At 45.3% G+C, this 26,290-nt stretch carries 25 protein-coding genes; 6 read left to right on the top strand and 19 right to left on the bottom strand.

What is annotated here, in order from left to right:
- Positions 1-3 precede the first annotated feature (3 nt).
- The 14 genes from rlmB to rpmB all read right to left on the bottom strand — a co-directional run bounded on the left by rlmB (position 4) and on the right by rpmB (position 12,449).
- Entirely contained in the window at positions 4-756 is a 753-nt protein-coding gene (rlmB, locus tag DWW91_RS10630; RefSeq protein ID WP_007656237.1) for a 23S rRNA (guanosine(2251)-2'-O)-methyltransferase RlmB, read from the bottom strand.
- Positions 757-898: 142 nt separating this feature from the next.
- Positions 899-2,839, bottom strand: a complete 1,941-nt coding sequence (locus tag DWW91_RS10625; protein WP_147426540.1) for a hypothetical protein — start codon at positions 2,837-2,839, stop codon at positions 899-901.
- Positions 2,840-2,962: 123 nt separating this feature from the next.
- Positions 2,963-3,376: a hypothetical protein gene (locus tag DWW91_RS10620; RefSeq protein ID WP_122327660.1), complete on the bottom strand. Its 414-nt coding sequence runs from the start codon at positions 3,374-3,376 to the stop codon at positions 2,963-2,965.
- Positions 3,377-3,438: 62 nt separating this feature from the next.
- On the bottom strand, positions 3,439-3,786 hold the full coding sequence (locus DWW91_RS10615; RefSeq protein WP_010803272.1) for a DUF1622 domain-containing protein: 348 nt from the start codon (positions 3,784-3,786) through the stop codon (positions 3,439-3,441).
- A gap of 57 nt (positions 3,787-3,843) precedes the next feature.
- Positions 3,844-4,605 (bottom strand): hypothetical protein, encoded by a 762-nt coding sequence (locus DWW91_RS10610; RefSeq protein WP_010803273.1) that lies wholly within the window; start codon positions 4,603-4,605, stop codon positions 3,844-3,846.
- 67 nt (positions 4,606-4,672) lie between these two features.
- Positions 4,673-6,337, bottom strand: a complete 1,665-nt coding sequence (recN, locus tag DWW91_RS10605; protein ID WP_010803274.1) for a DNA repair protein RecN — start codon at positions 6,335-6,337, stop codon at positions 4,673-4,675.
- A gap of 9 nt (positions 6,338-6,346) precedes the next feature.
- Entirely contained in the window at positions 6,347-7,261 is a 915-nt protein-coding gene (locus DWW91_RS10600; RefSeq protein ID WP_046147001.1) for a DUF4835 family protein, read from the bottom strand.
- A complete protein-coding gene (coaBC, locus tag DWW91_RS10595) occupies positions 7,258-8,460 on the bottom strand; it encodes a bifunctional phosphopantothenoylcysteine decarboxylase/phosphopantothenate--cysteine ligase CoaBC (protein ID WP_122327860.1) in 1,203 nt (400 codons plus the stop codon). The genes DWW91_RS10600 and coaBC overlap by 4 nt, the downstream gene beginning before the upstream one ends.
- Before the next feature lie 113 nt (positions 8,461-8,573).
- Complete coding sequence (locus tag DWW91_RS10590; RefSeq protein ID WP_007657181.1) at positions 8,574-9,725, bottom strand: iron-containing alcohol dehydrogenase; 1,152 nt, start codon at positions 9,723-9,725, stop codon at positions 8,574-8,576.
- A gap of 4 nt (positions 9,726-9,729) precedes the next feature.
- A complete protein-coding gene (locus DWW91_RS10585) occupies positions 9,730-10,503 on the bottom strand; it encodes a 3'-5' exonuclease (RefSeq protein ID WP_007657182.1) in 774 nt (257 codons plus the stop codon).
- Between the two features lie 10 nt (positions 10,504-10,513).
- The gene (gene dnaN, locus DWW91_RS10580) at positions 10,514-11,638 is read right to left on the bottom strand and encodes a DNA polymerase III subunit beta (protein WP_007657184.1); all 1,125 of its coding nucleotides are present in this window, start codon (positions 11,636-11,638) and stop codon (positions 10,514-10,516) included.
- A 195-nt stretch (positions 11,639-11,833) separates the two neighbouring features.
- The gene (locus DWW91_RS10575; protein WP_005638125.1) at positions 11,834-11,986 is read right to left on the bottom strand and encodes a DUF4295 domain-containing protein; all 153 of its coding nucleotides are present in this window, start codon (positions 11,984-11,986) and stop codon (positions 11,834-11,836) included.
- 16 nt (positions 11,987-12,002) lie between these two features.
- On the bottom strand, positions 12,003-12,191 hold the full coding sequence (rpmG, locus tag DWW91_RS10570) for a 50S ribosomal protein L33 (protein ID WP_007657199.1): 189 nt from the start codon (positions 12,189-12,191) through the stop codon (positions 12,003-12,005).
- Between the two features lie 18 nt (positions 12,192-12,209).
- Positions 12,210-12,449 (bottom strand): 50S ribosomal protein L28, encoded by a 240-nt coding sequence (gene rpmB / locus DWW91_RS10565; protein WP_005638129.1) that lies wholly within the window; start codon positions 12,447-12,449, stop codon positions 12,210-12,212.
- A 265-nt stretch (positions 12,450-12,714) separates the two neighbouring features.
- Here rpmB and DWW91_RS10560 point away from each other — a divergent pair, with 265 nt between their 5' ends.
- From DWW91_RS10560 to DWW91_RS10535, 6 genes are all read left to right on the top strand, one after another.
- On the top strand, positions 12,715-13,317 hold the full coding sequence (locus DWW91_RS10560; RefSeq protein WP_010803279.1) for a nitroreductase family protein: 603 nt from the start codon (positions 12,715-12,717) through the stop codon (positions 13,315-13,317).
- A 15-nt stretch (positions 13,318-13,332) separates the two neighbouring features.
- Positions 13,333-14,682, top strand: a complete 1,350-nt coding sequence (gene lpdA, locus DWW91_RS10555; RefSeq protein WP_122327659.1) for a dihydrolipoyl dehydrogenase — start codon at positions 13,333-13,335, stop codon at positions 14,680-14,682.
- Positions 14,682-15,422 carry a lipoate--protein ligase family protein gene (locus tag DWW91_RS10550; RefSeq protein WP_046146997.1) on the top strand — a complete coding sequence of 247 codons (741 nt, stop codon included), beginning with the start codon at positions 14,682-14,684 and terminating at the stop codon, positions 15,420-15,422. The genes lpdA and DWW91_RS10550 overlap by 1 nt, the downstream gene beginning before the upstream one ends.
- 114 nt (positions 15,423-15,536) lie before the next feature.
- Positions 15,537-16,907, top strand: a complete 1,371-nt coding sequence (locus DWW91_RS10545; protein WP_122327658.1) for a dihydrolipoamide acetyltransferase family protein — start codon at positions 15,537-15,539, stop codon at positions 16,905-16,907.
- A gap of 18 nt (positions 16,908-16,925) precedes the next feature.
- Positions 16,926-18,959 carry a thiamine pyrophosphate-dependent enzyme gene (locus tag DWW91_RS10540; protein WP_046146995.1) on the top strand — a complete coding sequence of 678 codons (2,034 nt, stop codon included), beginning with the start codon at positions 16,926-16,928 and terminating at the stop codon, positions 18,957-18,959.
- A gap of 15 nt (positions 18,960-18,974) precedes the next feature.
- Positions 18,975-19,517, top strand: a complete 543-nt coding sequence (locus DWW91_RS10535; protein ID WP_007657208.1) for a flavodoxin — start codon at positions 18,975-18,977, stop codon at positions 19,515-19,517.
- Between the two features lie 10 nt (positions 19,518-19,527).
- Here the strand turns inward: DWW91_RS10535 and DWW91_RS10530 are convergent, their stop codons facing one another.
- The 5 genes from DWW91_RS10530 to DWW91_RS10510 form a co-directional block, all read right to left on the bottom strand.
- A complete protein-coding gene (locus tag DWW91_RS10530; RefSeq protein WP_010803285.1) occupies positions 19,528-19,968 on the bottom strand; it encodes an AraC family transcriptional regulator in 441 nt (146 codons plus the stop codon).
- Positions 19,969-20,201: 233 nt separating this feature from the next.
- The gene (locus DWW91_RS10525) at positions 20,202-20,507 is read right to left on the bottom strand and encodes a hypothetical protein (RefSeq protein WP_044214462.1); all 306 of its coding nucleotides are present in this window, start codon (positions 20,505-20,507) and stop codon (positions 20,202-20,204) included.
- Between the two features lie 82 nt (positions 20,508-20,589).
- The gene (locus tag DWW91_RS10520) at positions 20,590-21,951 is read right to left on the bottom strand and encodes a TolC family protein (RefSeq protein WP_122327657.1); all 1,362 of its coding nucleotides are present in this window, start codon (positions 21,949-21,951) and stop codon (positions 20,590-20,592) included.
- Positions 21,952-21,969: 18 nt separating this feature from the next.
- On the bottom strand, positions 21,970-25,152 hold the full coding sequence (locus DWW91_RS10515; RefSeq protein WP_122327656.1) for an efflux RND transporter permease subunit: 3,183 nt from the start codon (positions 25,150-25,152) through the stop codon (positions 21,970-21,972).
- A gap of 18 nt (positions 25,153-25,170) precedes the next feature.
- The gene (locus DWW91_RS10510; RefSeq protein WP_122327655.1) at positions 25,171-26,274 is read right to left on the bottom strand and encodes an efflux RND transporter periplasmic adaptor subunit; all 1,104 of its coding nucleotides are present in this window, start codon (positions 26,272-26,274) and stop codon (positions 25,171-25,173) included.
- Positions 26,275-26,290: the final 16 nt, after the last annotated feature.

Raw genomic sequence — 26,290 nt, 5'->3', positions numbered from 1 at the left:
TTTTTAGTTGTTTTGTTCTTCATTCATACGCTGGCGGACAACCTCATAAATCAGGATGGAGCTGGCTACCGAGACGTTCAGGGAACCGATCGTTCCGAACTGCGGTATTTTCACCATGCTGTCGCAGATTCGCAGGTTATCCATAGAAACTCCTTTATCCTCTGCTCCCATTACGATAGCAACCGGACCGTCATATTTGATAGAAGTATAGTTCTCATAAGCTTTTTCGCTGGCTGCATAGACCTTGACTCCGCTAGCCTGTAAAAAACGAATGGATTCTTCAATGCTTTTCTCTTTACAAACAGGCAATACATGCAACGCTCCGGCAGATGTTTTGATAGCATCCGCATTCACTGTCACGCTTCCTTTAGCCGGAATAACAATAGCATCCACACCGGCACATTCGCAGGTACGGGCAATTGCCCCGAAATTACGGACATCGGTTATGCCGTCCAAAAGTACGATGAAAGGATTCTTTCCCTGTTCATAAACGAAAGGAATAATATCTTCCAGACGCTGATAAGTAACAGCCGGAATAAAGGCGATCACTCCTTGATGATTCTTCCGAGTCAGGCGGTCAAGACGTTCGGCCGGTACACGCTGTACAGGAATATCGCGTCCTTTCAGCACCTCGAACAATTCACGGGAAAGTTCTCCCTGCAACTCACGCTTAACAAGTATTTTATCTATTTCCTTATCGGCCTGGATAGCCTCGATTACGGCACGTATGCCGAATACCATTTCGTTTTCCTTCATATTCCTTATTATCAGCAGTTTATTATATAAATTGCAAATATATAACCACTATACAACTACAATCTATGCTTATTTTACTGCAAAGATAAGAATATTATATCAACCAGCAGTCATCTGATTATGGCAAGCGGATAAAAACAAGCTATATATCAGACAACCCACCCGGGGCATATATCAGCCCTTTAGACTTTGGCTCTACTTTATCATTGCCTTTTGTTCGAATAAGAATCGCTCCGGCAAAGCCTAAGGAAGTATACCGTAATGCCTGTACCGGTGTAAGTCTTTCGATAGAACAAATATCCGCAGGATGTAGGGATTCCAAGGCCCAGGTTGTATCGACTACGTATCCGTCAAGCAAAACAACCAACGTATTCCCATTCCGGGTAATTGAATTACCAATTAAAGCCGCTCCCCGCGTCGTTCGTATCTCATATTTTTCATTTACAGACATTTTTTCATCTTCTCCCTGCTGAATCTCACATATTTCAAATCCGATCATTCGTTCCAGGTAAGGGATTATGTTAGGATACAACGGATTTTCAAATTCTTTTTCACCCAAATAATTTACGCCATAAAATTCTTTTGTAGAGGGAATATCTTCCTTTATACGAGCCGTAACAGTGATAGAAGGCAGATGGTAGATTGAAAAAGAATCAATATAGGCAGAAGAAGCAGGCTCCTTTATGCCCATAGAAAATTCTTTATACAAATTTACCACACCCGGAAAAGTATCATTATCCATTATTATCTTATAATCATAACTTTTCCCTTTCTCATTATAGGCTTGCAAAAAGAAACTCTCTCCCTCTTTAAAATCATCAACACCGATAACAAAACGTCCATTTAGAATATCTGCATCATAAGTAAAGCCTTTATTATTATTAATGGCAATCAGATGTCCTTTTTTAAGAGGGCGACCGGATTCTGTTTCAACATATCCTGATAAAGCCAATACATCCTCCGGTTTATAAAGATAATCATAAGAATCCTGCAATATATCCTGCCACATAAAGCGTCCCCATTTTCTGGTTAGCAAATATGTCCTCAATTTATTCGTTGAGTCCATACAAAGTGCCAGATCAGGAATGGGTCGGGACAAATCACTGTTAAGTAATGCTGCCTTTTCTTCTGTTGTAAATTGATTGGCAGAACTGCGCCGGGAATCATAATAAATTAATGTTTCTGAAACCACCCGGTTCTTTTTGTCCAATAAGATACCGGCTATCAACCCCGACGTATAATCTGTAAACGGAATAACACCACTTCTATGTGCTGTATCGATCTTTTGTTGCAAACAGACCGCTCCCCTGTGGAAAAGCATAAAAGAGTAGGTATCGGTATCATCACCGGAGAAAAGTATATTATAACAAATTCGTTCCCTGTTCTGATTTAATTGCAACACAGGTACTGAGGTTACAGACGGACAAGGAAAACGATGTGACCCTATCCGGATATAATATAAAGACGAAGAATCAGGAATAAAAGAAAAAGAACCGATCCCATAGCTATCTGTAACCAAATTGGAATAAACCGTATCAGACGAGCCTTTGCACAGAGAAGCAGTTGTTTGTACCGGCAATCCATTTTCATCTTTTACTTCAAAAGCTACATTTTGTAAACTGCCGGATAACAAATGACCGCCTTCAGGGTAAAAATAAACATGGCTGGGAATGTTACCGCTATACCGGGTAGTCGATAGGTTATCGACCGGTATTGTTATTAGGGTAAAAGCTGTTGGAGAAAAATTTTGCATCAAACGAGTATAAGCACGCAGATAATAATTACCGGAAGGCAAATCTGTTTCGAGAAATAACTCTCCCTTAAAACAAGCGGAGTCACACTTATATTTCTGTCGGCACAAAACAGAATCTTCCCTATTTATTAATTCTATATAAACATATTTACTATAAGTTGAGGGTTCTAAAGTAGTCGCTTCCAGTAAGGTTCCGGAAAAAGAAATAGTATCTCCCTGTCTGTAATCAGAATGATCGGTATGCAATAAAATCTTTTCACTCCGCAAAAAAGTAAACGAAGCAAGAATATTTGTTATACAAACCAATAATAAGAAACAGAAAGTTTTCATATTTCTATCCGACAAAAGTTTAGTAACAAATATAATAATAAAATCGGCAATAAACAATTGAAAAACATGTTTTACATTACTTTTATCACAGATTCTTATTAATTTGAAACAAAACAATTTTCTTTATTGCTGTTTTTTCCCTTGAATAAGAAATAATACTCCTGTTATAATCAGTGCAGATGACAAACCTGTATAAAAAACGGAAATAAAAGAGTCCGGCAATAAACGGGAATGACGAATTCCCACTCCTAAAGTGATCATAAAAATCATCACAATCCAACCTTTGGCATCAAAGAAAGAGAAAGGACAATTCTTTTCTCCTTTTTGGGCAATACGACGGCTATGCTTTCTGAACAAACGTAAAAATACAAAATTAAGGAATAACAGAAACACAATAACTGCTTCTCCCACCTTTAACACCGAGTAATGGGCATCATGCATCCACGTAAGAATTCCGATCCGGAGAATATTGACTCCGGCTATAATCCATACGCAACCTGCTATAAATAATAATATCTGCTTATTAACTCTGAACATCCGTCTACTTTTACTAAAATGCAAAAGTACGATTTTTAACGACATATCCTAATCCTGACAGTTCATGAAGCCTCCTTTTCATTATCCAACTCTTTAATCTCCTTATTCAGAAAAACGGAAAGGATGGTCCTTAAAACAACAATACCGCCAAGGATAGCCAGTTCGTCCAAACTGGGTTCCAAGACGGTTTTAAGAATATCTGAAGCGATCAGCAACTCCAATCCCAATAATAAATAAGTACCTAATTCCGCTCGCAGCCGACGGATATTGACTGTTGAATATTGTCCGGTAAATCGCTTGAGTTCGTTTCCCAGAAAAGAGATAAAAGCGACCAGTGCCCCATAAGTAACGATCAGCAGGCTTACCACACTGATAACCGTAGCCAGAATATTTAGAAAATGCGTGAACATGAGTTTATTCTTTATACTAGGAACAAACTCATGTTCCGGAAAGTTCAATCAGTATTTTCAGCTTCTGCGGTAAACTTCAGAGCGTTTACTTTCCTGCCGTTTATTGTCTTTTTCCTTTTTATCCTTTTCTTTTCTGTCTTTGTCTTTCCTGTCTCTATCACGGTCGCGGTCTCTCCGGTTGTCCGGTCTTTTATCCTTATCGTACCGATCATTTCCCGGTCTGGACGGTTTATTGAAATGCTGGTTATTATTGGGACGATTATGATTGTCCGGACGCCACTGTCCGTTATCATGATGATTGGGACGATCGTATTTACCCCGATACCACTTACCGTCATCAAAACGCCCATGCCATCGTCCGTTTGAATATTCCCATTGATTATGCCAGTAATGGTCTTCATAACGCCAGCAAATATCAGAGGGACGATAATTCGGATAGTGGGGGTTATTATACCATCCCTGATAATCATGGATACGCTGCGGACGTTCGCGAACAAAACGAACATACAGACGGAACTGCGAAGGAGAAAGAACTCGTTGCAACTTACGGTCACGTTCCATACGCAGATTAAATATCTTCTTGGCAGACTGGTCCCAATAGCGGTAATGCTTACGGGCTTCCTTTTCTATTCTCTGACCGTACTTATGTACGATATTATGATAATCGGCGGCCTGTCTTCCGTTCAGGCGCATGGCCTGTTCCATCCAGAGACAACTCTGGCAATGTGGCTCATTCCAACCAAAACTGATCCAAAACTGAGCTTGTCCCGGCAAACTGCACAATAAAATCAACAAACATATAAAGCTAATCCGTTTCATGACTGTTCATTTTTAGTTAGTAATTACATCTATGACCGTTCTAGATATAAAAGGTTTAATAGACATATCAGCGTTTAGTTTTCAATAACTCTTTTGCATTGGCTATCGAAGCGCCGGTTAGTGACGCACCGCTCAACATGCGGGCAACCTCTTTAACACGTTCTTCTTTATTCAATTTTTTAATGCGGGTTATCGTACGTTCCGTTGTATCTTCCTTATAGACAAAGAAATGATCTTTACCTTTCGCAGCAATCTGTGGCAAATGGGTAATGGTTATCACTTGCATCTTTGTACCCAGATCCTGCATAATATCCCCCATTTTATCGGCGATATCACCGGAAACTCCTGTATCCACTTCATCAAAAATAATAGCGGGAAGAGCTGTGAAGCCGGCAATCATTGCCTTGATGCATAACATAAGACGGGATATTTCACCACCGGAAGCAGTTTGGGCAACCGGTTGCAGTTCGCCACTCTTATTGGCAGAGAAAAGGAAACGAATATCGTCCATTCCATCGCTTTCCGGCTCCGAACGAGTAACAAAGTCTACGGCAAACCTCACATTTGGCATCCCCAGCGGAATAACCATTTTTACCAGTTGAGAGGCAATAGCTTTGGAGGCGATCTTACGTTGCTCACTCAAAACAGCGGCCTGCTGAAGTAATTCCTGATATGATATTTCCAACTGGGCTTTTATCCCCTCGATCTGCTCGTCGAAAGAGTCTATATCATGTAGCTGTTCCGTATATTTATCCTGAATGGCAATCAACTCTTCCACTGTCGGAACCCGGTGTTTCTGTTCCAATGTGTACAAAGTGTTCAGGCGTTCGTTCACCCATTCGAGACGTTCAGGATTGAACTCGACATCTTCTTTAAGAACATCGGTTTCTGAGGCCAGGTCGTTCAGATCAATATAGGCAGAACGCAGACGTTCGGCAATCTCCCTGGCTTTTGGATAAAACCTTTCCAACGAATCGGCGGTCGAAAGGGCCTCTTTGATAAGCTGTACGCTTCCCTGCTCTTCGCCATTCAACAATTCTGTTATTTTATATAAGGATCCTTTAATATCTTCGGCATGCGACAATGTCTCCAACTCCTGCTCCAGTTCTTCCTGTTCACCGGCAACCAGATGAGCATCCGTCAGTTGTTCCAGTTGGAAACGGATATAATCCTCTTCCTGCCGATTCTGGTCAGCCTTCTCCGTCAAATCTTTCAACTCCCGTTTCAAAGAGAGATAACGCTGGTATTCTTTACGATACAGGATCAGAAGGATTTCGTTTTCCGCCATTACATCGATTACCTTCATCTGGAAGCGATTATCTCCGAGCAACAGGTTCTGATGTTGCGAATGTATATCGATCAGTCGGCTTCCCAGTTCCTTCATGACGGTAAGCGGCACAGGTGAATCGTTAACGAAAGCACGCGACTTGCCGGATGCAAACAGTTCCCTGCGAAGAATACATATTTCCGGATCATACTCCAGATCATTCACATGAAAAAATTCTTCCAGTTGATATTTGGAAACATCAAATGTTGCTTCGATCACACATTTATCCGAACCACTCTTGATACTTTTCCCGTCAGCTCGTTGGCCCAATACCAGCGACAAAGCCCCTAAAATAATAGACTTCCCGGCTCCCGTTTCACCGGTTATCACCGAAAAGCCGTTATCAAACTGAATATCCAGACTATCTATTAAGACAAAATTCTGTATGAATAAAGATCTCAGCATAATTCTCTTTTACTTTTTAAGTGGCTCCAAACGGGTTGTCATTGCCGGATACAGGTTAGAAAGCATTTTGTATCCTTCCTGCTTTTCGGTCGTAGTTGCTTTAGAATATATGGCAACAACTTCATCCAATTTGGAATCGGCAAACATTTGTAACAGGACAGATGTCGGACGGGTTTTCTTCAATTCCTCCAATGTCGGCAATAAAGACAGGATCGTAGTACGTCCACGATCCACATTAGCAGCCATTTCATCGAGACCTTTCCGGTGATAATTATACCACATGTCACGATATCCTTCCGAAGCATTTTCATTCAATGCTGTTGCTATTGCGTGCCGGTTACGGTCACTGTCAAAGGCTTTCCAACCGTTCCACGACATTTGAGACTGCGCCAGGGTGACAACCTGTTGCGCTTGTTGGAAAAAAGCTGTTCCGCCTCTAGGTGAAAAGCTGTCGAAATCGAGTCCCAGAATCGTATATAAATAGAAAACAACAGTAGCGATCAGGTTACTGTTTAACGTATTCTCCGTATATTCCAACTGTTCGAACTCTGTGTAATCAAAGTCTAATTGTGTATCACGGAAATTCAGCAAAGTCGTTACATAACTTGAGTTGTACACCGGACGGCTAGCCTGAATCTGCAATTCAGCCTTATAACTGTTATCAGTAGCCTCGTTGATAATGATATTAAAAGTACAGTCAATCCGTTCGTTGATACCAAAGGTTGCATCCGTCCATTTCCGGGTATTGATAAACTGAGTCAAAGCGTCCTGCAAAGTAGTATATACCTGCTTATTAGTCCCCTGGATCTTATCACTGTTGATTTTGACCTGGGCATTAAACTCGTTTGCTCTATCTTGCGCATAACCGATAAAGGATGTAGTTCCCAACAGGAACAGGAATAACAGTCTTTTAATCATTTTCATTTCAATAATGTTGCCAACTTGTTTACGATATCAACAGCTACCCCTTGTTTTGATTTCAACGGATAACCGGTTGTTTCTCCCTGACGGTCGATAATGGATATCTTATTGGTATCACAACGGAAACCAGCACCTGCGTCACGAAGCGAGTTCAACACGATGAAATCGAGATTTTTCCGCTTCAATTTGCTTTCGGCATTCGTTGCTTCGTTATTTGTCTCCAAAGCAAAACCGACCAGAACCTGTCCTTCCCGTTTAATTGCCCCTAAGGAGGCAGCAATATCTTTGTTCGGAACCAGGTGAAGCATCATTTCCCCTTTACTTTCGCGTTTGATCTTTTCGTCTGCTTGTATCTCCGGACGATAATCGGCTACAGCCGCACATAATATACCGGCATCCGCTTCGGGAAAAGCCGTCATGGCCGCCTGATACATTTCTTCGGCAGATTCCACATCAATCCGTTGTATATTCGGATGCGTGGTCGTCAACGATACCGGGCCGGCTATCAATGTAACTTCGGCCCCTTGCTGTGCACAGGCCTCTGCCAGTGCAAATCCCATCTTCCCGGAAGAATAGTTACCTATAAAACGTACGGGATCAATCTTTTCGTACGTCGGACCGGCTGTTATTACAATCTTTTTTTTTTCAAGGACGGTGCGGGAAGCGAAAAACTCTTCCAGAACAGCTATAATCTTGTCCGGTTCCTCCATCCTGCCTTTACCTACCAGATGGCTTGCCAATTCACCTTCAGCTGGTTCGATGATATGGTTTCCGAATGAACGGAGACGGTCCAGATTCTGTTGTGTAGAAGGATGGGCAAACATATCCAGGTCCATTGCCGGAGCGATGAAAACGGGTGCTTTGCAAGACAGGTAAGTTGTCACCAGCATGTTATCGGCTATTCCATTAGCCATCTTGCCGATTGTCGACGCTGTTGCCGGAGCAATCAGCATGGCATCTGCCCACAGTCCCAAATCGACATGGCTGTGCCACGAGCCGTCGCGGTTAGAGAAAAACTCACTGATAACGGGATTACTACTTAAGGCAGAGAGTGTTATCGGTGTAATAAACTCTTTCCCAGCAGGTGTTATTACAACCTGTACCTCGGCACCTTTCTTTACCAATGCACGGATAATATAAGCAGCTTTATAAGCAGCTATACTTCCTGTAATTCCTAATATGATATGTTTACCTTTCAGCATCATTCTTATTCATTCAAATAAATATTCATCCGAAAGGGATTTTAGTTTCATCCGGGAGAAATTTGACTTTCTCCCGGATGGAATTAATTTTCCTCCCGGATGTATCTTTTTCCTTATAAACGCAACAATAAGATATCGCGCGTTACCTTACTGTCAATATTGTGATGTTCACCCAGATGCCAGCCTTGTTTATCCACAGGAGCAGCCAATGCATCCAAGTCGTTTTCTGTAATGCCACATTCACTCAAACGGGTATTCAACCCCATCCGGCGGAAAAAATCTTCGCAGGCCGTGATTGTTTGACGGGCACGTTCTTCTTCCGTTCCGCCGGTTATACCGAAAACTACTTCACCCATACGGGCCAGTTTTACTTGTTTCTCCTTAAACATATATGTCATAACGCCCGGCAAAAGTATTGCCAACGTCTGTGCATGGTCCAGGCCGAATTGGGCAGTCAGTGCATATCCCATACGGTGAGACGACCAATCCTGAGGAACCCCTTGTCCGATCCATACGTTCAAAGCATTGGTAGCGGCCCACATCAGATTGGCACGGATATCATAATCATGCGGATTATCCAACACCTTGAGACCTTCCTCATAGATCACTTTCATCAGTCCTTCGGAAAAAGCATCCTGTACCTTGGCATTAACCGGATAAGTAAGATATTGCTCTACGACATGAATAAATGAATCGACAACACCATTGGCTACCTGTCTCGCCGGTAATGAATAAGTTACTTCCGGATCAAGTATTGCAAACTGCGGAAATACCAACGGAGATGCAAAATTCAGTTTCTCACGGGTTTCGGCACGTGAAATAACAGAACGCTCATTCATTTCGGAACCGGTAGCCGATAATGTCAATACGACACCCAGTGGCAATGCTTTCTTAATCACACCGCCTTTGGATAAAATATCCCAAGGTTCGCCTTCATAATAATAAGCTGCGGCAATGAACTTGGTGGCATCTATAACCGAACCGCCTCCTACTGCCAGCAGGAAATCAATATTTTTCTCTTTAACGACATCAACGGCTTTCATGCAGGTTTCATAATGCGGATTGGCTTCGATTCCTGAAAATTCAGTCACTTCAAAACCGTTCAATGCATTTGTCACCTGGTCATAGATTCCGTTTTTCTTAATACTTCCGCCTCCATAGACCATTAACACTCTACTTCCGGCAGGAATCAAGGCTGATAAACGTGCAATTGTACCTTTCCCGAATACAACTTTTACAGGATTAGCAAACTCAAAGTTATTCATTGCGTTATTTCGAATTAAAACCTCTCAATTTGATTTCGGTAAGAATCTTCTTCGTATTCAGCGGGAAGTCTCCATTCATAATCCAGGAATAATATCCGGGGTCTGTTTTCAGAACTTCTTCCACCAACTTTCCCTTGTATTTACCAAAGTTAATGACCTCTTTACCATCTTCATTGTAGATCATACGACCGGCAAAATCGACATTGTTAGTAAAACTGGAATATTTGGATAAGAAGTCGATATCATTCTGCAAATCGTCCGGATAACGGTCTAACTGAGCTTTCAGAATCTCATAAGTCGCCATTGTATCGGCCTCTGCCGTGTGAGCATTTTCGAGGCTTTTGTCACAATAAAACTTATAGGCAGCCGATAATGTACGTTGCTCCATCTTATGAAAAATGGTCTGCACATCGACAAATTTACGTTTGTTCAAATCAATATCTACCCCGGCACGAAGGAATTCTTCTGCCAGCAGAGGGATATCAAAACGGTTGGAATTATATCCGGCCAGATCACAGCCTTCAATCTGTGCCGCCAGCGATTTGGCTATTTCTTTAAAGGTCGGGCAATCTTTTACATCTTCGTCCGTAATACCGTGAATCGCTGTCGACTCCGGTGGAATGGGCATTTCCGGATTGATCCGTCTCGTCTTTGATTCTTCCTTGCCGTTAGGGTGAACTTTCACAAAAGAGATTTCAACGATACGGTCTTTTACTATATTTATACCCGTAGTCTCTAGGTCGAAGAAGACTATCGGGTTTTTCAGGTTTAATTGCATTTCTTATTTATTAGTCATTCAACATCATTGGCATAAGCAGCATCAGCTGGTCCTCGTTCTCTTCGTTTTCAGCAGGAACAATTAAGCCGGCACGTGAGGGGTCTGCCAATTCGAGAATTACTTCTTCCGAATTGATGTTACTTAATATTTCAATCAGATAAGTTGCCTTGAAACCGATATTCAATTCTGTTCCGTCAAACTGGCAAACAATCTTTTCTTCAGCAGAAGTGGAGAAGTCGATATCCTGTGCGGAAACCACCATTTCACTTTCCTTCAACTGCAATTTAACCAGGCTGCTTGCCGGATTAGAGAAAACAGATACACGTTTCAATGCATTCAGGAAAGAGATGCGGTCAATAGTAACCTTAAACGGATTTTCCTGTGGAATAACGCTGTTATAATTCGGATAACGGCCTTCGATCAGACGGCAAACCATTTCAAAGTTCGCACAGTTCACATAAGCATTGTTATCATCAAACTTGATATTAACCATTTCTGTTTCCTTACCCAGCAGGTTCTTCAGTAGGTTAGCCGGCTTTTTAGGCAAAATGAAAGAAGCTCTTTCCGGTGATTTCACTGAAAGGTTACGCAAACGAACCAGTTTATGTCCGTCTGATGCGACAAACGTCAAATCGTCTGTATGAATATCAAAATAGATACCGTTCATCACCGGACGAAGTTCGTCGTCAGCAGTTGCGAAAAGCGAGCGGCTGATGCCGTTCAGCAACATTTGTGAATCCACAATGATTGCAATTGCATTATCATTCAACGGCTTTTGGAGCGGATAAGTATCCCCTTTCTGTCCGATAAAATTATATTTACCGTTCTGGAAATGGATAAAGATTTCCAGGTTTTCGTCATTGATATCAAAAGTAAGCGGTTGTTCCGGCAGTTCCTTCAACGGATCGAGCAGAATCTTGGCAGAAACAGCGAAAAGTCCGGTACCTTTTGAATTCATCACCTCAACAGAAGTAACCAGACGTGTTTCAGCATCCGAAGCTGTTATAGTCAGTTTATTACCATCAAGGTCGAACAGGAAGCTGTCGAGGATCGGTAAAGAGTTCTTAGACGCAATAACTTTGCTGATAGACTGCAAACGGGATAACAGCGCAGTGCTGGATACATCAAATCTCATGGTTCTTAATTGTTTATATTATTAATTTTATTATTTGACAATATAGTCAGAGCATATCACAAACGCCCATACAAAAGTAAAAAAATATTTGATTAGTGAGGCTATCTTTTATGTTCTTTTCAGCAGAAAGGAAAGAACAAAAAAAGAGGCCCTTCATATCGAAGAACCTCTTTTCTATATCTTTATTAGGAAAGATTATTTCGCGAAATAATCTTTTACAGCTTCATTAGGAATCATTTCTTCCTGGAAGATGTAAGCACCAGTCTTCGGAGACTTAACCATCTTAATTACTTTTGAGTAAGTACGACCGTCACCTTTCTTAAATGTTGCAACTGCTTTTTTTGCCATCGTTTAAAATCTCCTATTACTTAATTTCTTTGTGTAAAGTCATCTTCTTCAGGATCGGGTTGTATTTCATCAACTCCAATCTCTGAGTAGTATTTTTTCTATTCTTAGTAGTGATGTATCTGGATGTACCCGGCATACCACTTTCTTTGTGTTCAGTACATTCCATGATTACCTGAACTCTGTTACCTTTTGCTTTCTTTGCCATTTCTTATTTTCCTCCAAATTAAGCGTTTAAATAACCTTTTTCAGCTGCTTTTTTAATTGCTGCATCTAAGCCCAGCTTATTGATAGTACGCAAGCCTGCGGCTGAAATATTCAGGCTAACCCAACAATCCTGTTCTACCCAGTAGAACTTTTTAGTAAACAGGTTAACATCAAACTTACGTTTCGTTCTTCTCTTAGAGTGAGAAACGTTGTTGCCAACCATTGCTTTCTTTCCGGTAATTTGACAAATTTTAGACATTGCTATCTTCTTTTTTTATTAACGCAATAAATTAATTACAACTCCTGCTATCTGTCTTCCCTTTCCGAACTAGCATCATGATCAGAACGAAGATTCTAATAGAGTTTCTCTCTTTACAGGGCGCAAAGGTAAAAATTATTTTTGATTATTCCACACAAAACGCCAATAAATTTCACTTATAAATACATACAAGCTTCCGTACAACAAAAATACAACTTTATTGGTTCTAGTAATAATAATAAACATAAATACTTACGTAAAAATTATGACTAGAAACTTTAAAGAAGCAGTAGAACACAGGAGAACCTACTATAACATCACCAACAGCTCTCCTATTTCGGACCATGAGATTAAAGAACTCATCGCATTCGCAGTGAAAAACGTACCTTCTGCCTTCAACTCGCAGTCGACACGAATCGTTCTTCTTTTGGGCAAAAATCATAAGAAGTTCTGGGACATCACCAAAGAAGCATTGAAAGCTATCGTTCCGGCAGAAGCTTTTGAAAAGACACTTGCCAAAATAAATACCAGTTTCGATTGCGGATATGGCACCGTCTTGTTCTTTGAAGATATGGAAGTGGTTGAAAATTTACAGAAAGCATTTCCCAGCTACAAGGATAATTTCCCTGTCTGGTCGCAACAGACTTCTGCCATGCACCAGTTCGCTATCTGGACGATGCTGGAGGATGCCGGTTTAGGCGCTTCTCTTCAACATTACAATCCTTTAATCGATGAAAAGGTGCAAAATGAATGGAAACTCAATCCGAACTGGAAGCTTATCGCACAAATGCCGTTCGGAACACCGACCCAAAAGCCGGGAGAAAAAGAATTCAATCCCATCCAGGAACGTTTCTTTACTTTTGAATAATTTAATTTGCAGGTTATGAAATATGACATAGCCATTATCGGAGGAGGACCGGCCGGCTATACAGCCGGTGAACGGGCCGCCGAAAATGGATTAAAAACAATCCTCTTTGAGAAGAATGCCATTGGCGGGGTTTGCCTGAACGAAGGCTGTATTCCGACTAAGACATTATTATATTCAGCCAAAATACTGGATAGCATAAAGAGCGCCGCCAAATACGGAATTCAGGCAGACAATGCCCCGGGCTTCGACCTAAGCAAAATTATCGCACGTAAAAACAAGACCGTCAAAAAACTGACACTGGGTGTCAAAGCCAAGCTGAACGGCAACGGCGTGACAATCATACAGGGAGAAGCTGTAATCCGGGGAGAGGAAGACGGATATATATTGATTCAGTGCGGCGAGGAAGTTTTTGCGGTAAAGAATATCTTGCTTTGTACCGGTTCGGAAACCGTCATTCCACCGATAAAAGGATTGTCGGAGATTGCTTACTGGACTTCGAAAGAAGCACTGGATGTGAAAGAACTTCCCCGGTCGATTGCTATTATCGGTGGCGGAGTAATCGGAATCGAATTCGCCTCTTTCTTCAACAGCATGGGGGTTAAAGTGAAGGTTATCGAGATGATGCCCGAGATACTCGGTACGATGGATAAAGAGATATCAGCAATGCTGCGGTCCGAATATACCAAAAAGGGCGTCGAATTCTTTCTTGAAACCAAAGTCATCGAAGTCACACCCGACAGCGTGATTGTGGAAAAGGACGGAAAGACTGAGACAATTGAGGCCAACAAGATACTGGTCAGTGTCGGACGAAAAGCCAACACGAAAAACCTGGGCATCGAAACACTGGGCATCGAACTTCTCCGAAACGGCATAAAGGTAAACGAATACATGCAAACCTCCCACCCTAACGTCTATGCCTGTGGGGACATCACCGGCTTTTCCATGCTGGCCCATACAGCATATCGGGAAGCGGAAGTCGCCATCAACCACTTACTGGGACACGATGACCGGATGAGTTATAAGGCTGTCCCGGCCGTGGTCTACACCAATCCGGAAGTTGCCGGCGTAGGAAAGACGGAAGAGGAGTTACAGGCTGCCGGTATTATATATAATGTAGTAAAGATACCGATGACCTACTCCGGACGCTTTATGGCCGAGAACGAATCGTTCGCCGGACTGTGCAAACTAATAACGGATACCGACGACCGTATCATCGGTTGCCACCTTCTGGGAAATCCGGCTTCCGAAATCATCATCGCAGCCGGCATCGCCATCGGGAACGGCTTTACCACCGAAGAATTCAAAAAGAACATCTTCCCCCACCCGACAGTCGGGGAAGTCATCCACGAAAGCTTATATTTATAATGCTTTGCATTCATAACACCCATACAGACGCCTGGTTCAATCTTGCCGCAGAAGAATACCTCCTAAAGAATTTCTCAGAAGATATCTTTATGTTGTGGCAGAATGAACCGGCTGTCGTTATCGGCAAATACCAGAATATACGGGCAGAAACGGATATCGAATATGCCCGGCAAAAACGAATCAGGCTGGCACGCCGTTATTCCGGTGGCGGTGCCGTTTATCACGATATGGGAAACCTGAACCTCACTTTCATCGAAAACAGCAATCAGATACGCTCTTCCGTATTTACCGAAAGTATTATCTGCTTTCTGAAACATTACGGACTACATGCCCGTTCCGACGAAAGGCAGGGGCTGACAATCGACGGCCTGAAAATTTCGGGCAGCGCGCAAGCTATCCATAAACAGAGAATGCTGCATCATGCCACGCTCCTTTTCTCCACAGATTTGGAGATACTCGACCGGGCCCTTCAGCCTTCTCCCGAATATACCGGCGGGGAAGTTACGGCACATCCTTATTACGTTCCATCAGTAAAAAGTCCGGTAACCAACCTGGCGGACAAGCTGCCTGTTTCCGTTTCCATCGACGAATTCAAACAGTCTTTGTCCGATTATTTCTCCAACGAAAACACCTCCAGCGAACCATACGAATTCACCTGCCACGACCTGGAAGAAATCCGGTTGTTAAGGAATAAAAAATATGCAGACGTAAACTGGATTTTCAATACTTACACCCTGTAATATAGAACTTTCACCTTCCCTTCCTTGTTCCATTATAACAATAGAATAAACCCGGACACGTCCGTTTGATTTATTCATCCGGCGGTAAACAAAAAGATAAAAGTTAATTACATTATGGCTACATTTGAAATAAAAATGCCCAAACTGGGCGAAAGCATTACAGAAGGAACGATTATCTCCTGGTCTGTAAACACCGGCGACTCAATCAATGAGGACGACGTACTCTTTGAAGTAAGCACAGCCAAAGTCAGCGCGGAAATCCCCTCTCCCGTTACCGGGAAAGTCCTTGAAATATTATTCCAGGAAGGTGATACTGTTGCGGTTGGCACAACCGTTGCTATCATCGGACTCGAAGGCTCGGAAGATGATACGGATAATGATACAGCCGTCCATACGGACATTCCCGAAAAAGAATCTATCGAAACACCGGCAAACGACAAGAACATTCCCTCCGCCACACCCGTCCCTAAAGCACAGGCCGTCACAGAAGACGAAAGATGGTATTCACCCGTCGTACTTCAGATGGCCCGCGACGCTAATCTGTCGCAGGATGAACTGGACCGGATTCCAGGAACCGGCTATATGGGGCGCCTGAGTAAAAAAGATATGAAAGATTATCTCTCGGGAAAGAGAGATGCGACAATGATAACGCAATCCCAACCAGCCTCACAGACTGTAACTGAAAGTAAACTGGCTCCGGCTTCACAGACCAAACCGGCACAGACAAGTCCGGCACCTTCCGCTCCCGCTTCACAAGTAATATCTTCCGCCCCGGTATCAGCCGGCAGCGAAGACAAGGTGATGGAAATGGACCGTGTAGGCAAGATTATCGCCGACCATATGGTTATGTCGAAGAACGTATCGCCCCATGTGACAACTGTCGTGGAAGTAGATGTCACCAAACTGGTTCAATGGCGCTCACGCAACAAGGAAGCATTCCGGAAACGGGAAGGTGTCAGCCTGACTTATATGCCGGCCATTACGGAGGCTACAGCAAAAGCCTTGTCCGAATTTCCCCAGGTAAACGCCTCCGTCAACGGCTACCAAATCATTCTGAAGAAACATATCAATGTAGGAATCGCAGTCTCGCTGGATGACGGAAATCTGATTGTCCCGGTTGTTCGCGACGCCGACAAGCTGAACCTGAACGGCCTGGCTGTCGCCATAGACACCCTGGCAAACAAGGCACGCGACAACAAGCTCGCACCGGACGATATTCAGGGAGGCACCTTCACAATCACGAACTTCGGTACATTCAAGAACCTGTTCGCTACACCAATCATCAACCAACCACAGGTTGCCATCCTGGGAGTCGGTTATATAGAGAAAAAGCCGGCGGTCATCGAAACACCGGAAGGCGACACCATCGGAATCCGGCATAAAATGTATCTGTCCCTGTCATACGACCACCGTCTTATAAACGGTGCCCTGGGAGGTGCTTTCCTCCGCCGCATTGCCGATTATCTGGAAAACTGGAGTCTTTAATAAGTAAATCAATTAAACATGAAAAAGTACGATATAAAAAATACGGACAAAGAAACACTGCAAAAGTGGTTCTATCTGATGACACTCGGCCGGGCTCTCGACGAAAAGGCCCCTGCCTACCTGCTGCAATCGCTGGGCTGGTCGTATCATGCTCCCTACGCCGGACATGATGGGATTCAGCTTGCGGTCGGGCAGGTTTTCAAAAAGGGAGAAGATTTCCTGTTCCCTTATTACCGGGACATGCTCACCGTCCTGTCGGCAGGAATGACTCCCGAAGAAATTATACTCAACGGCATCTCCAAGGCGACCGACCTGACTGGCGGAGGCCGCCACATGTCCAACCATTTTGCAAAAACAGAATGGAACATCGAAAATATATCCTCCGCAACCGGCACACATGATTTGCATGCTGCCGGCGTCGGGCGTGCCATGGTTTACTACGGGCACAAGGGAGTTGCCATCACTTCCCACGGTGAATCGGCCACTTCCGAAGGCTTCGTCTACGAAGCAATCAACGGTGCCAGCACTGAACGCCTGCCTGTCATCTTCGTCATCCAGGATAACGGATATGGCATTTCCGTCCCAAAAGAAGACCAGACCGCCAACCGCAAGGTTGCCGACAACTTCTCGGGGTTCAAGAACCTGAAGATTATCCATTGCAACGGCAAAGACGTCTTCGACTCCATGAACGCCATGACAGAGGCCAAAGAGTATGCCCTCAACCGTACGCCGGTCATCGTACAGGCTAACTGCGTACGCATCGGCTCTCATTCAAACTCGGACAAACATACGTTATACCGCGATGAAAACGAGCTGAATTATGTAAAGGCGGCAGACCCTTTGTATAAGTTCCGCCGCATGCTTCTCCGCTATAAACGTTTCACCGAAGAAGAGTTAAAGGAGATAGAAGACAAAGCAAAGAAAGACCTGTCCGCAGCCAACCGGAAAGCGCTTGCCGCTCCCGACCCCGACCCTGCCACGGTTACCGATTTCGTCTTGCCCGAACCTTATATTCCCCGGAAGTATACAGATGGCATACCACACGATGAAAAGGGAGAAAAAGAGACATTGGTCACTGCCATCAACAAGACGCTGAAAGCGGAGTTCCGGTATAATCCGGACACCTTCATTTGGGGACAGGATATTGCCAATAAAGAAAAAGGCGGCGTCTTCAACATCTCGAAAGGGATGCAGCAGGAGTTTGGCGACGCCCGTGTCTTCAACGCTCCGATTGCCGAAGACTATATCGTCGGTACGGCCAACGGCATGTGCCGTTTCGATCCTAAAATACATGTCGTGATAGAAGGCGCCGAGTTTGCCGATTATTTCTGGCCGGCAGTCGAGCAATATGTGGAATGTACCCATGAATACTGGAGAAGCTACGGACAGTTCACGCCCAACATCACGCTCCGTCTGGCTTCGGGCGGATACATCGGCGGCGGCCTGTATCATTCGCAAACGATAGAAGGGGCACTGACGACCTTGCCCGGTGCACGAATCGTTTACCCTTCATTTGCCGATGATGCCGCGGGCCTGCTCCGGACAAGCATGCGTTCGAAAGGGTTTACCCTCTTCCTTGAACCGAAAGCTTTATATAATGCGGTGGAAGCCTCGGCCGTGGTTCCCGATGACTTCGAGGTTCCTTTCGGCAAGGCACGCATCCGCCGTCCGGGAGACGATATGAGCATTATCACTTACGGTAATACCACGCATCTTTGCCTGAACGTTGCCGAACGGTTACAACGGGAACATAATCGGAATGTCGAAGTTATCGACCTCCGCTCCCTGATACCGTTAGATAAAGAGACTATTTTCGACTCTGTCAGAAAGACAAGCAAAGTCCTGATTGTGCATGAAGACAAAGTCTTCTCCGGTTTCGGGGCGGAAATTGCCAGTATGATTGGTGCCGAACTGTTCCAATACCTGGACGCTCCGATACAGCGCGTCGGCTCCCTCTTCACCCCCGTCGGATTCAACCCGATACTCGAAAAGGCAATCCTGCCGAATGAAGAGAAGATTTATAAGGCGGCAAAAGAATTGTTGGATTACTAAAAAAGCAAACGAATAATGAAAAAAATAGGATTATTTTACGGAACCGCGACAGCTAAGACTGCTGCTGTCGCCAAAAAGATAAAGGAAGCGTTCGGAGAAGATATCGTCGATATCATTCCTGTCGAACAATCCGATGAAAAGGAGTTTAATGCATATGAATATATCATCGCTGGCTCTTCCACTTGGTTCGACGGCGAATTGCCGACCTACTGGGACGAGACGCTCCCCGAACTTACCGGTCTCGACCTGACCGGCAAGAAAGTCGCCCTCTTCGGATTGGGAGACCAGAAGAAGTATCCGGATAATTTCGCCGATGGAATCGGCATTCTGGCAAAGGCCTTCACCGACCGGGGAGCCACCCTGGTTGGAAGGACGTCGCCGGAAGGATACCATTTCAACCGATCCGGTGCACTGCAAAACGGGCAATTCCTCGGATTGATACTGGACATAGAGAACCAGTCCGATAAAACCGATGAAAGAGTCCGGAAATGGGTCGGACAGCTAAAAACCGAGTTTGAGAAGGGTGCCCCTTCTTCCGACGAAGAATTTAACTGCTGATCGTTCCTCGTCAAGAAATACGATAGTTCCACCGCCAATCTTCCGGCGACATCTTAAAGCGTCGCCGGAAAACCCGGAACAGGCCGCTGGGACTATAACCACAACGCTGTGCCACCGCCCGTATTTCAGATTTACTATGCGCTAGCATGTATTTGGCCATCTCCAGCGAATAGTCTTCGATAAACTTCGCGACCGACGTACCGGCCAGCACCTTTATTGCACCGTTTAAATCGGAGACGCTCACTTCAAGTTCCTTGGCATAATACTCCACCGGAAGCGCCCCTCCGGCATGAAGCAACGGCATAAAATGATCGATAAACGTATTGCCGCTCGGACGATAACCGGGAACGATAGCAGGAAGGCCCATCCAGCGCTCTTCTTCGGTTGCCGGACGAGGATCGATGCTTACAAACAGTTTGGTGACTGATATGGTAGGAAATTTATGGCTCATGCGTTGTTCTTTTAAAGTTACGCAGGTAAAGATAAGGGATAAAAAGCGGAGAAACAAGTCCGGACAAATAAAAATATTGCCAGGCTGATTAGCGCGGCAATTTCGGAGTCCAACAATAGTGCCAGCTTATTTAAAAAGGCATTTCCTCCAACTGCAAAAATGCCAGACTATTTAGCGAGGCACTGCCGTAGACCTTCAATATTGCCGCGCTAATCAGCCTGGCATTATATACATTATATTTCTTCTTCTGAAGCCTTATAAAAGCCTATCTCCGATAGTTGCGGAACATCCCTTGCCCCGTTTATAATAATCCGGGCCTTGTTGCAACGTACGGGAGCAAAGCGGAGAATCAGGGAAGAAATATCGTTTTCGTGGATCAAACCGCGTTTATCGGGAGGTAGATTCAGGAGCAACAGTGAGTTCTTCCCGACCGAACGGACAAGGTCTCCTTTCCCCTCTTTCCAGGGAGTGGAGGCCACCGAAAAATCGGTATAGGCCGAGGGCCACAGGCAGAGACTATTATTGTATAATCTTATCACTGAAAGGCATAAAAACGGGCTGCCCTAAAATCACTTTCCAGGCAACCCCTCCTTTGTTGTACGAAAAATAAAAAACAGTGGGCTATTCTCTTCCGCCCCCCAAAGCCCTGTAGAGATTAATCACGCTTTGTATCTCAGTAAAACGGTTGGCGGTACGGGTTAGTTGTGCGCTGAGCAGACTCTGCCTGGCGGTCAACACTTCCAGATAAGTGGTCGTGCCGTGCTCCATCAACAGAGAAGTGCTTTTTAATGCTGCTTCCAGGGACGTGATTTGCTTGTCCAGCAAGAAACTCTTTTCACGGCTGGTTTGACAAGCAGTCAGGGCGTCATTCACCTCGCTTCCGGCATTCAGCAATGATTGCTGGAAGGCAAGGGCCGCCTCTTCCTGTTGCAGCTTGGTAATCTTGTACTGGGCGATAATCTCCCCACGGGCAAACAGTGGCTGTGTCAGTGAACCGACTGCCGAAGCCAGGAACTTGCCCGGGTTTACAATCATCGAACCGGCGTTGTTCGTCCATCCCGCGCTACCGCTCAATGTTATCGAGGGATAGAAAGCGGAACGCGCCTGGTTGGTTCCGTAGAAAGCGGCTTCCAACGTCCTTTCGGCCGAACGGACATCGGGACGGTTTGCCAGCATCTGCATGGGAACACCGAGGGAGAAGTTGTCGGGGAACTGTTGTACTCCCAACTCTCCCCGTTCATAATATCGCGGAGTCTCTGCCAACAAAAGGGCGAGACTGTTTTCCACCTGGTTTATCTGCTCCTTCAGGTCCAGCACGGAGGACTGCACCTGGTAATATGCCGCTTCCATCTGCGATACGGCTGATTCGTTGGACAAGCCGGCTTTCATCAGGGCACGGGTGGAAGCAACGGTTTCTTTCCATGCTTCCTCCGTCTGGCGCGTGATGTAAAGCTGCTCGTCCAACATCAGCAAAGTATAGTAGGTGTTGGCTATACCGGCTATCAGCTGGGTGCGGACCGCCTGCTGATAGTCACGGCTTTGGGCAAATAGTGCTTTAGCTTGTTCTTTCGCATTACGCATACGTCCGAAGATATCCAGTTCCCAGCTGGCGGTGATAGGCAACGAGTAAGTCTGCGTTGCCTTACGACCGTCGAAACTACTCACAGATCCCTGCGGCGTAAAGGCGAAAGAAGGAAGAAATGCCAGTTTTGCAGACATCAAAGTCGCTTCGGCCTGCTCCACACGGAGTTGGGCCGACTGGTAATCGGTGTTGTTCTGCAAACCATGTTCGATAAGTTGTTGCAGCTGCGGGTCAGTGAAGAGTTCACGCCATTCCATGTTACCGAAGCTGGCGGTATCTTCTGCCACCACTTCCTCGCCATAGAGATGGTCGGGGACGGTGGTAGCGGGTTTATATTTGCTGTATATGCCGCAACTGCTTAACAAGACAGATACAGTCGTTAACAGAATTATCTTTTTCATATTCCTTTTATTTATTGATTATTCAACGCCGCCACGTTCGGCTGCACTTCTCTCCTGTTCCAGCAACACCTGCACGTCGGCTTCTTCTTCCATCGGTTTACGTATCTTTTCCTGTAGATATTCAAAGATGATATAGAATACCGGAACTACAAACAGCAACGCCAGTGTTCCGACAGCCATACCGCCAACGACACCCGTACCCAACGAACTGTTTCCGTTGGCACCTGCACCGCTGGAGAACATCAACGGCAGCATACCGAAAATCATTGTCAATACCGTCATCAGGATAGGACGCAGACGAACCTGTGCGGCTGAATAAGCCGATTCGACGATCCCCATTCCTTTGCGGCGGCGTTCGATGGCGTACTCCGTAATCAAGATAGCCGTCTTTGCCAGCAAACCAATCAACATAATCACACCTGTCTGCAAGTAAATGTTATTTTCCAATCCGAATATCTTGGCGAACAGGAAGCTACCCATCAACCCGAACGGCACGGAGAAGATAACGGCAAACGGAACCAGGAAGCTCTCATAAAGACAAGCCAGAATCAGATAAATAAGGAATATACAAATAGCATAAATGAAAACCGTCTGTGCACCGCTACTGCTGGCCTCTTCGCGGGCCATACCGCCGTATTCATATCCATATCCTGCCGGCAGACTCTGTGCTGCCACCTCTTCGATAGCCTTCTGCACCTCACCGGATGAATATCCTTCGGCCGGGTTCACATTCGCTGTAATGGTGCTATACAGATTGAAACGGTTGGACGTTTCCGGTCCGAGCACTTCCGTCAATGTCACGAACTGGCTGATAGGAGCCATTTCCGCTCCGTTACGCACGAACATATTATCCAAAGACTGCTGGTCCAGGCGATACTCGGGCGAAGCCTGCATCATTACGCGGTATACTTTACCGAACTGGTTGAAGTTCGAGATATAAGCGCCACCGCAATAACTGCCCAAGGCATCGAGTACGGTGCTTGGTGAGATACCTGCACGTTTACATTTTGCCGCATCGACATCTACCGATATCTGCGGGAAGTTCATCGCATAAGAAGTATAGGCCATCGTTATTTCCGGACGCTGATTGAGCGCACCGAGAAACTGCATCGACGAATTATAGAATGTAGCCATATCGCCACCAGTTCTGTCCTGAAGGTTCAGTTCAAGGGAATTACCCATACCGTACCCCGGAATCATGGCGAGCTGGAAACTGAATATCTGTGCTTCCTTTATACCGTAGAACTGTGCATTGAGGCGTGCAGCCACAGCATCGGAGTTATGCTCCTTCCCTTTTCGCTCGCTCCAGTCTTTCAAACGGACGATAATTGTTCCGTAAGAAGTACCCTGCCCGGACATAAGTCCATATCCGGCAACACGGGCATAGTGTTCTATTTCAGGAGTATTATTCAAAATATCTTCCAGCTTGTTCATTACCTTGTTTGTTTCTTCCAGCGTGCTTCCCGGCGAAGTACTTACGTTCACCATGATAACGCCCTGGTCTTCCTGCGGCACGAGCCCCGTCTTAGTGGTATTCATCAGATAAACCAGCAGAACGATGGCAGCCACCAGCGAAGTCCACACCATCCAGCGATGATGGATAAAGAACATTACACCTTTCTTATATTTACCCAGCACAGCATTGAACGAAGCATTATAAGCTGCACGTACCCGTCCGTTGATACTCGTTGCACTCTTCGTTCCGTCCGACGGACGCATCATAATAGCACACAGAGCCGGACAAAGAGTCAACGCCGAAATCATGGAGATACCTACCGCAGTAGCCATCGTGATACCGAACTGTGTATAGAACACACCCGACGTTCCGCCCATAAATGTTACAGGGATAAACACTGCCATAAATACACAGGTACAGGAAACGATAGCCATCGTCACATCGCCCATCGCATCTTTCGTAGCGAGATAAGACGACTTATATCCGGCATCGAACTTCGACTGCACCGCCTCGACCACCACAATGGCATCATCCACCACCGTTCCGATGGCAAGTACCAAGGCAAACAGCGTCAAGATATTCAAACTGAATCCGGCAGCCACAAGGCAGGCAAATGTTCCGACCAGCGACACTATAATAGAAATAGACGGGATAAGCGTACTCTTCAAGTCCTGCAGGAAGAAGTACACCACCAGGATAACCAGGATGATGGCAATAACAAGCGTCTCCACCACATTATGTATGGAAGCGAATAGGAAGTCGTTCGAACTCATCATCGTGACGAACTCCGTCCCTTCCGGTAAGCTCTTCTCCATCTGCTCCATCTGGGCAGTTATTTGTTTGTTGACAGCGGTTGCATTGGAACCTGCTGTCTGGAACATCATGAAAAGAACAGCCGGTTTACCGTCCATCTCGCTACGGAAACTGTACGTCAACGTACCCAGTTCCACATTAGCCACATCTTTCAGGCGAAGTACGGAACCGTCGCTCTGCGAACGGATAACGGTGTTCTGAAACTCTTCCACGCTTTTCAAACGTCCGCGATACTTCATCGTGAACTGGAAAACATTCTCCGAATTTTCTCCCAGCGAACCGGTAGGCGCTTCGATATTCTGTTCGCCCAGCACTGCCGTCACATCCGAAGGGACAAGGCCGTACTGCGCCATCCGTTCCGGACGCAGCCAGATACGCATACTATATGTATCACCCAATTCCATTACATCACCCACACCTTCAATACGTTTAATCTGGGGAATGACATTTATATCCAGGTAATTGGCAAGGAACGTCTGATCGTAGCGTCCATCGGTACAAACCATTGCCCCGATTTGCAGGAAGCTGGTCTGGCGTTTCTGTGTAGTCACACCGATCCTTGTTACCTCTGCCGGTAAAAGTCCCTGCGCCTTGGATACACGGTTCTGCACGTTTACGGCTGCCATATCCGGGTCTGTCCCTTGTTTAAAATATACTTGTATGACTGCCGAACCTGCATTCGTGGCAGTGGAACTGATATACATCATATTCTCCACCCCGTTAATACTTTCTTCCAGCGGCATGACAACACTGTTCATCACAGCATCGGCATCGGCTCCCGTATAAGAAGCGGTCACATAAACCGTAGGCGGCGCAATGTCGGGATACTGTTCCACCGGCAACGTAAAGAGCGAAATAAGCCCTATCACCAAAATCAGCACGGAGATACAGATAGCCATCACCGGCCGTTTTATAAATATGTTTCCTTTCATATTCTTTTTCTCCTTGTTTTATTTTACGACAGTACCTTCGCGTACCAACCCGACACCTTCCGATACAATTTCATCACCGGCTTTCAACCCGTCGAGCACGACATACTCGCGCCCGTCGTTAATACCGGCTACGGTTATCAGGGTGGAGACAGCCTTGCCGTCCACAACCTTATAGACAACAGTCTTATCCTGCAACCGGACAGTCGCCCCCTGCGGGACAACGATACAGTCTTTATAAACGCTCGGTATCACTACCGTGCCCGATGCTCCGCTATGAAGCAATCGCGATTCGTTGGGGAATACCACACGTGCCACCACCGTACCTGTCTGCCGGTCGATGACTCCGCTGATGGATTCTATGATTCCTTTTTTGTCGTAAACCGAATTATCGTTCAGCTTCAGTTCCACTTCCGGCATGTTCTTCAATGCGTCGTCCATGCTTCCGTGCTCGCGGGTCAGGGCCAGCAACTGGTTTTCAGTCATGGAGAAATAAACATACATATCGGAATTGTCGCTTACTGTCGTCAACGGTTGCGGTATGCTCGCGCTCACCAATGCACCTGCACGGTAAGGCAATGCGCCCACAACACCATCGCACGGACTTTTCACTTCCGTATAAGAGAGGTTATTGCGTGCATTCAGTTCCTGCGCTTCGGCCTGTGCCAATTGTGCTTTGGCAGAGAGGAAAGTGTTCTCAGCCGTTTGCAGGCTGAAGTCCGAAACGACCTTCTGAGCATTCAGTTCCTTATTACTGTTATAGGTCAATTCTGCTGTTGCCAGTGCGGCACGTGCCGCTTCCACGTTAGCTGTAGCCGTTTTGAGAGCTGCCCTGTAAGGCACCTGGTCAATAACGAACAGCACTTGCCCACGACGTACTTTTTGCCCTTCAGTTACGTAAAGTTTCTCAATTGTACCTGATACCTGAGGATAAATGTCGATATCCTGCCGCCCACGTATCGTCGCCGAATAAGAAGAAGTAAGCTCTTTGTCCGCCGGAGCCACTTTCATAATTGAATAAGAAGATTTCATCTGTGCATCCGGAGCTTGTTTACAGGATGCCATCCACATCGTACAACCGACAATCCCTATCAGCCGTATCCATTTTTTACTTGTTTTATTCATACTATTGCTATTAAAA

Origin of the sequence: Parabacteroides sp. AF17-3, assembly GCF_003635445.1 — a bacterium.
Taxonomy (GTDB): Bacteria; Bacteroidota; Bacteroidia; order Bacteroidales; family Tannerellaceae; genus Parabacteroides; species Parabacteroides goldsteinii.
This window is presented reverse-complemented; position numbering and strand designations above follow the sequence as displayed.

Excerpts from the sequence above, each read along its gene's own strand:
- rlmB (WP_007656237.1), bottom strand. The coding sequence starts at position 756 with ATGAAGGAAAACGAAATGGTATTCGGCATACGTGCCGTAATCGAGGCT.
- DWW91_RS10625 (WP_147426540.1), bottom strand. The coding sequence starts at position 2,839 with ATGAAAACTTTCTGTTTCTTATTATTGGTTTGTATAACAAATATTCTT.
- DWW91_RS10620 (WP_122327660.1), bottom strand. The coding sequence starts at position 3,376 with ATGTTCAGAGTTAATAAGCAGATATTATTATTTATAGCAGGTTGCGTA.
- DWW91_RS10615 (WP_010803272.1), bottom strand. The coding sequence starts at position 3,786 with ATGTTCACGCATTTTCTAAATATTCTGGCTACGGTTATCAGTGTGGTA.
- DWW91_RS10610 (WP_010803273.1), bottom strand. The coding sequence starts at position 4,605 with ATGAAACGGATTAGCTTTATATGTTTGTTGATTTTATTGTGCAGTTTG.
- recN (WP_010803274.1), bottom strand. The coding sequence starts at position 6,337 with ATGCTGAGATCTTTATTCATACAGAATTTTGTCTTAATAGATAGTCTG.
- DWW91_RS10600 (WP_046147001.1), bottom strand. The coding sequence starts at position 7,261 with ATGAAAATGATTAAAAGACTGTTATTCCTGTTCCTGTTGGGAACTACA.
- coaBC (WP_122327860.1), bottom strand. The coding sequence starts at position 8,460 with ATGCTGAAAGGTAAACATATCATATTAGGAATTACAGGAAGTATAGCT.
- DWW91_RS10590 (WP_007657181.1), bottom strand. The coding sequence starts at position 9,725 with ATGAATAACTTTGAGTTTGCTAATCCTGTAAAAGTTGTATTCGGGAAA.
- DWW91_RS10585 (WP_007657182.1), bottom strand. The coding sequence starts at position 10,503 with ATGCAATTAAACCTGAAAAACCCGATAGTCTTCTTCGACCTAGAGACT.
- dnaN (WP_007657184.1), bottom strand. The coding sequence starts at position 11,638 with ATGAGATTTGATGTATCCAGCACTGCGCTGTTATCCCGTTTGCAGTCT.
- DWW91_RS10575 (WP_005638125.1), bottom strand. The coding sequence starts at position 11,986 with ATGGCAAAAAAAGCAGTTGCAACATTTAAGAAAGGTGACGGTCGTACT.
- rpmG (WP_007657199.1), bottom strand. The coding sequence starts at position 12,191 with ATGGCAAAGAAAGCAAAAGGTAACAGAGTTCAGGTAATCATGGAATGT.
- rpmB (WP_005638129.1), bottom strand. The coding sequence starts at position 12,449 with ATGTCTAAAATTTGTCAAATTACCGGAAAGAAAGCAATGGTTGGCAAC.
- DWW91_RS10560 (WP_010803279.1), top strand. The coding sequence starts at position 12,715 with ATGACTAGAAACTTTAAAGAAGCAGTAGAACACAGGAGAACCTACTAT.
- lpdA (WP_122327659.1), top strand. The coding sequence starts at position 13,333 with ATGAAATATGACATAGCCATTATCGGAGGAGGACCGGCCGGCTATACA.
- DWW91_RS10550 (WP_046146997.1), top strand. The coding sequence starts at position 14,682 with ATGCTTTGCATTCATAACACCCATACAGACGCCTGGTTCAATCTTGCC.
- DWW91_RS10545 (WP_122327658.1), top strand. The coding sequence starts at position 15,537 with ATGGCTACATTTGAAATAAAAATGCCCAAACTGGGCGAAAGCATTACA.
- DWW91_RS10540 (WP_046146995.1), top strand. The coding sequence starts at position 16,926 with ATGAAAAAGTACGATATAAAAAATACGGACAAAGAAACACTGCAAAAG.
- DWW91_RS10535 (WP_007657208.1), top strand. The coding sequence starts at position 18,975 with ATGAAAAAAATAGGATTATTTTACGGAACCGCGACAGCTAAGACTGCT.
- DWW91_RS10530 (WP_010803285.1), bottom strand. The coding sequence starts at position 19,968 with ATGAGCCATAAATTTCCTACCATATCAGTCACCAAACTGTTTGTAAGC.
- DWW91_RS10520 (WP_122327657.1), bottom strand. The coding sequence starts at position 21,951 with ATGAAAAAGATAATTCTGTTAACGACTGTATCTGTCTTGTTAAGCAGT.
- DWW91_RS10515 (WP_122327656.1), bottom strand. The coding sequence starts at position 25,152 with ATGAAAGGAAACATATTTATAAAACGGCCGGTGATGGCTATCTGTATC.
- DWW91_RS10510 (WP_122327655.1), bottom strand. The coding sequence starts at position 26,274 with ATGAATAAAACAAGTAAAAAATGGATACGGCTGATAGGGATTGTCGGT.